This window comes from Paenibacillus sp. BT-177 (assembly GCF_025846815.2).
Lineage (GTDB): Bacteria > Bacillota > Bacilli > Paenibacillales > Paenibacillaceae > Paenibacillus > Paenibacillus polymyxa_C.
This window is the reverse complement of sequence record NZ_JAOYTP010000006.1, coordinates 42,095-49,042: the sequence shown is the minus strand read 5'-3', so window position 1 is coordinate 49,042 and position 6,948 is coordinate 42,095. Positions and strand designations below refer to the sequence as shown.

At 56.3% G+C, this 6,948-nt stretch carries 3 protein-coding genes; all 3 read right to left on the bottom strand.

Annotated elements, in window-relative coordinates:
- Genes OIU26_RS18185 through OIU26_RS18175 form a run of 3 tightly spaced genes read right to left on the bottom strand, consistent with a single transcriptional unit; the run spans position 1 to position 6,855 of the window.
- Complete coding sequence (locus OIU26_RS18185; protein ID WP_264217588.1) at positions 1 to 1,734, bottom strand: ABC transporter ATP-binding protein; 1,734 nt, start codon at positions 1,732 to 1,734, stop codon at positions 1 to 3.
- Positions 1,731 to 3,557 carry an ABC transporter ATP-binding protein gene (locus OIU26_RS18180; protein ID WP_264217587.1) on the bottom strand — a complete coding sequence of 609 codons (1,827 nt, stop codon included), beginning with the start codon at positions 3,555 to 3,557 and terminating at the stop codon, positions 1,731 to 1,733. Before OIU26_RS18180 ends, OIU26_RS18185 begins: the two co-directional genes overlap by 4 nt.
- Complete coding sequence (locus tag OIU26_RS18175; RefSeq protein ID WP_264217586.1) at positions 3,547 to 6,855, bottom strand: non-ribosomal peptide synthetase; 3,309 nt, start codon at positions 6,853 to 6,855, stop codon at positions 3,547 to 3,549. Before OIU26_RS18175 ends, OIU26_RS18180 begins: the two co-directional genes overlap by 11 nt.
- Between the last annotated feature and the right edge of the window lie 93 nt (positions 6,856 to 6,948).

Sequence of the window (6,948 nt, the reverse complement as noted above, 5' to 3'; positions counted from 1 at the left end):
TTAGCCGTACAGCCGGGCGTAATAACCCCCGAGCGCCAGCAGGTCCTGATGGCTGCCCCGCTCGACGACCGTCCCGTGGTTCATGACGGTAATTAAATCCGCATGTTCCACGGTGCTGAGGCGGTGGGCGATCAGAATGGTGGTGCGCCCCTTCATCAATACGTTCAGGGCTTGCTGTACCCAATGCTGGGATTCGTTATCCAGTGCGGAAGTCGCTTCGTCCAGAAGCAGAATCGGGGCGTTTTTGAGAATCGCCCGGGCGATCGCAATTCGCTGCCTTTGTCCGCCCGACAACGACGCTCCTCTCTCTCCCACCGGCGTTTTATACTGTTCAGGAAGTTCCTGAATGAAATGGTGAGCGTACGCTGCTTTGGCCGCTTCGATCACTTCTTCATCCGTTGCATCCGGGTTGCCGTAGCGGATGTTTTCCTCAATCGTGCCGGTAAACAAGAACGGCTCCTGCGGAACGTATGCAATCTGCCTGCGGATTTCGTCCAGCGTGTAATGGCCGAACGGTTTACCTTGGAGCAGGATTTCTCCGCTGTCCACAGGATAAAAGCCGAGCAGCAGCTTGATCAGCGTACTTTTGCCGCTGCCGCTGGCCCCCACGATAGCGGCGACCTGGCCGGGAAACACCTGCATGGAGATGTCGACAAGCACCTTTTTATCCGCCTGATAGGAAAATTCCACATCGCGAAACTCCACCGCAGCCTCCGACACGAGCTCGCTGTGAGGAGATCCCAAACGCTCCGGTTCCTCTTCCTCTCTTAGTACCTCTTGAATCCGGTGAGCGCCCGCGAGCGAATTTTGGGTCATCGACAGAACCATCCCCAAGTTCAACAAGGCGTGCGTCAGATTCACTTGCAGAACCGCCAGGGCGGCGACACTTCCCATTCCCATCAGTCCGTAGGCATAAAGAAGACTGCCGATGACGATGATGCCGCAGAACGTGACGTAGCTGATAAAATGATTCACCGCAGCCTGCATGCCGTTCTTCTGCGCGGTTTGCCGAAGCGTCTGCGTCATTTGTTCGTTCAACGCCTCGTACTGGCCGTAAATCGTGCGGATGCGGAACAGCTTCACAATTTGAATGCCGCCCATAAAATCTTTGAATTTTTCGGTCATTTTACCGAGCGTTTGCAAGCCTTGTTCGGACAAAGCGCGAATATCCCGCGCAAATTTCAGACTGACCACGGAGGACAGCAGCAGAATGACGCAGGATACGCCGGCAAACCGCCAATCGATCAACACCATGGAGACAATGGAGCCGATGCAAAAGACAACTTGAAGCAGCAAAACGAAGTAAACCTGCGAGAATGTAAACTCAACGGTCGTTACGTCGTTGTTCACCCGCGACAGCAAGTCCCCATGGTGCGTCTGCTCCAGGAATCTCGGCCGCACCCGGCACAGCTTGTCATAAAGACGTTCGCGGATATTCAGCACAGTCAGCTCGACACTGCGCTGGTATAAGTAAATGAACCAGGGAGAAATCACATTTTCCAGGAACAAGGCCGCGCCCAAAATAATAAAGGCTTCCACCATCAGGGACGTATCTCGGGACACGGCGAAATCAACCAAGTTATGTACGACCAAGCTGAAGGCGATCAGGAACAATGTCTGGGTGAGCGCCGTCACGGCCAGGCCAATGGCGTACTGGGTTTTGCGCTTGCGGTTCATAAACATCAGCAAGTAGCCGAGTTCTTTCACTTGCGAGAGCCATCCGCCCTTTTTCATGTGTACGCCACCTCCCTGCGTTCGGCAGACTCGGTAAATTCCTGATAGTACGACTGGGCGTACAGTCCCTTCATCTTCAGCAATTGTTCATGAGTGCCCTTTTCAACAATACTCCCCTGTTCCATGACCCAAATTTCATCGGCGTTTTGTACTGTAGAAAGCCGGTGGGCAATAACCATCGTCGTTCTCTGCTTCATCAATACGCCCAGCGCTTCCTGAACCGCGCTTTCCGACTCCGGATCAAGAGCCGACGTTGGCTCGTCCAGCAGCAGAACGGGAGCATCTTTCAGAAAAGCCCGGGCCATTGCAATGCGCTGGCGCTGCCCGCCGGACAAAAAGCCTCCGCGCTCTCCGACATATGTCTGGTAGCCGTCGGGAAGCTGCAAAATGAAGGAATGCGCCTGAGCGGCTTTGGCGGCTTCGATAATCTCGTCCATCGACGCTACTTTCCGCCCGTAGCCGATATTTTCAGCGATCGTGCCGCTAAACAAATATGAATCCTGGGTTACCACGGAAAAATGCGACCGAAGCTGCTCCGGATCGGCGCCGTGGATCAGGCTGCCGAACACGCGGATCTCGCCCTGGTCCTCCGGAAGCGGATAAAAGCCGCATACAAGCTTAAACACCGTGCTCTTCCCTCCGCCGCTCGCTCCGACAAGCGCGATCGTCTTCCCTTCCGGCACCGAGAAGCTAACATTCCGTAGGATCGGGGAGCTCTCCTCATACCCGAAGGTTACGTTCTGAAACTCGATGGGGGCGGCGCTCGCTTTCGGAAGCGAACGGCCATTTTCCGTTTCGGTCGGCTGCTCGACGATTTCAGAGACCCTTCTCAGGGCACCGGCCATTTCGAACGTCCGCGTGATGAGCTCGGGAATATGCTCCAGCGGCTCCAGACACAGATTCAGCAAGTACAGGAAGGCGATCAGCTCTCCCGCGCCTAGCTGCCCTTTGTAGATCAAATAGCTTCCGTAACTGACGGCGAAAATGATCGGGCTGATCATCAGCGTCGAAAGCAGCGGGTTGACCCAGGCTTCCCGCTTTTTCACGGCCAGCTTTTTTTGGGCCGTCAATTGCAGCAGCACTTGGTAGGAGCGAGATAACATGCCGGATAGCAGGTAGCTTTTTACAATAGGCATACCCCCAAGCGTATCCTGGAGGTTGACGTTCATTCGGCCCATGTTCGCCTGGGCTTCCTCCGTCAACCGCTCCAACTGCTTGCCGATCCATTGGGAAACCAGCAGCGCTACAGGAAATAACAGCAGGCTGTACAGCATCAGCTCCCATTGGAGGTAGATCAAATAAGCGAAACAGCCGATGAACAACAGCGGATGATAAAACCACTGGGCGAGGTCCCGAATCATAAACTGCTGGATGAGCTGCAGGTCGTTGTTGATCCGCGACAATACGTCGCCAGAGTGCTGCTTTTCCAAATAGGAGACCGGGAGTTTGCCAATATGACGCATGACATGGTTGCGGATATCCTGCACCGCAGAGGCGCTGCTTCGCTCCACGCCGAAGCTCATGAAAAACTTCGCCGGCACACCGATCAAGATGACCACAAAGACCGCGTACACGATTTGCAGAACGATTGGCCCCGCCCCCTTCTCGGCCTGGGTGGTCAGCTGCTCGATCAAACTTCCCGTCCATATCTCAATAACGGCGGCGGCAATCGCGGACAAGACACCGACGATCATCCAGCCTTTGTGACGGCTTACATAGGACATCAGCCAGCGGAACGCTTTCCAGGCGGCGTAAGCGGTTTGGCGTTTGGAAGGCGCCGCTGTGCCTTGTTCTAGAACAGACGGCTGGCGGTCAGCTTCCATGCAGTACCCCGGCCTCCGCTTCGATCTGCCGCTTGACTTGCTCTAAGATGTCCCGGATGACGACGGCCGTTTCTTCCACGCGCGCGAGTTCCAGCAATTCCTCGTGCGCGCCCTCCAGCCGGTAATCGGCATAAGCTTGCGTCGTTGCCCCCCGCCAGGAAGGCAATTGGTGCTCCAGGCGGAACGCTTCGCTGTCCTTCGCAATCAGTTCGTAAATCCTGGCCGGGATCGTACCGGAATTAATAAGCTGCGCTTCGTACGCCAAGGTCGCTTTGACCTTCCGATGAACCCGCTCCCGCACGAGCGGGTTGCTCATTAATTCCTTCTCTTCTTCGTCGAAATCCGCAAGCATTTCTTCAAGCTCTTTCTCCGACGTTTCGGAAGGCGTCAGCGTGTCCTTAATCCACGAATCCACCATGAGCACGTCCGTTACGGAATACCCTCTTTTCTCCATCGTTTTGGCTACCTCGAACGTCAGGTTGCCTCCGAAGCAGTAGCCGAGCAGCACGTAAGATCCTTCCGGCTGGATGCGGACGATCTCGTCCACATAACGGTTCAGCATCGCCTCGTAATCGACGGCATCGTCGATAAAATCAATGCCGTAGAGCACGAACCGGCCGTCAAGCCTGCTTGCGAGCTCTCGGTAACCGATGCCGAAGCCGCTGCCCGGAGGGAAGCAGAACACGTTCAGATCTCCTGCTTTATTTAGCTTGATGAAGGAGTCTCCCCCTTTATCCAGGCCGAGATCCGACTCGCCGAAAGCCATGGCTTCAACTGTTACATTGTGGAATTGGCGGTTCAGAGGTATCTCGATGCCCGTTTCATCGTAAACGGCTTGAACGAGCCTCATCAGACTTAACGAATTGCCACCCAACTCAAAAAAGTTATCCTTTACGCCGACCTGCGGAACGCCAAGCGTATCCTGCCAGACGCGGGCGATCTTCATTTCGAGCAGCGTTCTCGGCGCGACATATTCCGCTCCTCCAGCCGCGGCTTCCTCCGGCGCGGGCAGCGCTTTGCGGTCGATTTTCCCGTTCGGGGTCAGCGGCATCCGCGAAAGCTGCACGAGGTGCGAAGGAATCATATACCCCGGAAGCTGCTTGGCGAGCTCCTCCTTGAGTTCATTCGCCGCCAGCCTCGTTTCCGCGACGTAATAAGCGACAAGCTGCTTATGGCCGTTCGCGTCGTGGCGGTCGAGCACCTTGGCTTCTTGCACGGCGGCGATCTTCAGCAGCTGCGTCTCGATTTCGTCCAGCTCGATCCGGTACCCGCGGATTTTCACCTGATGATCGATCCGGCCTAGGTATTCGATGTTGCCGTCCGGCAGCCAAGCTGCCAAGTCGCCCGAGCGGTACAGCTTCTCCCCCTCCGCAAACGGGGAATCGACGAACTTCTCCGCCGTCAGATCCGGACGGTTCAGGTATCCTCTCGCAAGGCCTTCCCCGGCCACGTACATTTCGCCCGCTACTCCAATCGGCACAGGGCGGCGGTTTTCATCCAGGACGTACACCCTCAGTGTCGGGATCGGCTTGCCGATATTGCTCTTCGCCGTCTCCATTTCGACCCACGTGATTTCCTTATACGTCACGTGAACCGTCGTCTCGGTAATGCCGTACATATTGATCAGCTTCGTCTCCGGGTACTTCGTCTTGAAGCCCTTGAGCTGCAGCGGACTCAGCGCTTCGCCCCCGAAGATGACGTTGCGAATCCGCAGATCGTACGGATGGTCCGCCAAGACCTTACGCAGCAGCTGATAGAAGTACGTTGGTGTCTGGTTCAAAATCGTGACCTGTTCGCGGCCCAGCAGCGCCAGGAAATCGGCCGGATTTTTCGCCGTGAGCGGCGGTACGATGACCAGCTTGCCTCCGTACAGCAGCGCTCCGTACATTTCCCAGACGGAGAAATCGAAGCAGAACGAGTGGAACAGCGTCCACGTGTCGGACGGCCCAAAGTCGAACAGGTTCTTGTCGTTGAACAGGAGCCGCACGACGTTCTTATGCTCGATCAGCGTTCCTTTCGGTCTGCCGGTCGTTCCCGACGTGTAGATGACATAGGCCAGGTTGCCCGGCCCGGAAATCGGCTCCAGGTTCGAAGCGTCCAGCGCATCGGCGGAGTCCGCCCCTCTGTCGCCCCAAACGAAATCGTCCAATTCGAGGCGCGTTCCTGCGAAGTCGGTCTTCTCGTGCAGATGCTTTTGAATCAGCAATAACGGCGCGCCCGAATCCTCGATCATGAAGCGGATGCGCTCCTCCGGGTAGTCAGGATCGACAGGCACGTATGCTCCGCCCGCTTTGAGAATCGCCAGAATGCCAACGACCATATCGAGCGAGCGTTCGGCCAGAATCGCTACCAACTGGTCCGCTTCTACTCCCGTCTCCCGCAGCTTTCGCGCAAGGCGGTTGGATCGCTCGTTCAGCTCGCGGTATGTCAGCTGCCGCTCGTTCATGACGGCGGCCACGTTGTCCGGGTAAAGCTCCGCCTGTTCTTCGAACAAGCCGTAAATCGTTTTCCCCCGCTCGAACTCGGTTTCGGTGTCATTAAATCGCTTCAGCAGCGTCTCCCTCTCGTCTGGGGACAGCACATCGGCTTGTCCGAGCTCCAGATCCGGCTGAAATAAAAGCACGGACAGCAGCCGAACAAGATGGTCGGCCGCCTGTTCCACAAATGCCCGCTCGTACCGCTGCCCATCAAAGCTTATTTCCAGCTCGATGGAGTGGTTTTGGCGGTCGAAGCGAAAAACCGTATCGGCCGCCACCCGGTTAACCAGCGGTTCCGGATGAATCGGGGCGAAGGATGCGACGGTGTTGACGACCGGGAGGCCGTCCCCCGTATAGTCCAGATGGAGCGGCTCCACCATTTTCCGAAAAGGCAGGTGCTGATGCTCCAGCGCCTCGCCGATGGAGGCTTTGATGCCCCCGAGCAGCGTTTTCAGCGTAGTCTGGCGGCTTACGGACGTCTTGATCACCAAGATGTCATGCGGCGGCGGAGTCCCGTCGGGGTCTGCGCTATAAGAAGGCATACCGATCAGCACTTGGTCCCGCCCGGTATATTTGAACAGCAGGCTTTTTACTCCTGCCAAAACAATCATGTACAAAGCCAAATCCGAACCGTTGGCGAGGCAAATGATTCTCTCCGAGAGTTCACTCGGCAGAGTACGGTGAAGCAAGCCCGGCTCGGCCGCAGCTTCCCCGTCGGCGGATAATTTGGAGGATTGACTGTAGGGAAGGAAGCTCAGGCTGTCATCGGCGTCAAACTTGCCGCTCCAGTATCGTTCTTCCTTTTCAAACAAAGATTTCATTCGTATCTCCCCTAAAAATGAAGTGACCGCATGCCCCGGCGCAGGTCCGAAAAAGCTTGCTTTCGGCCTGCGCGTTTACGGGCTTGGACGTTG

Bases quoted from the DNA above. Each gene is read 5' to 3' on its own strand.
- OIU26_RS18185 (WP_264217588.1), bottom strand. From the start codon at position 1,734: ATGAAAAAGGGCGGATGGCTCTCGCAAGTGAAAGAACTCGGCTACTTG.
- OIU26_RS18180 (WP_264217587.1), bottom strand. From the start codon at position 3,557: ATGGAAGCTGACCGCCAGCCGTCTGTTCTAGAACAAGGCACAGCGGCG.
- OIU26_RS18175 (WP_264217586.1), bottom strand. From the start codon at position 6,855: ATGAAATCTTTGTTTGAAAAGGAAGAACGATACTGGAGCGGCAAGTTT.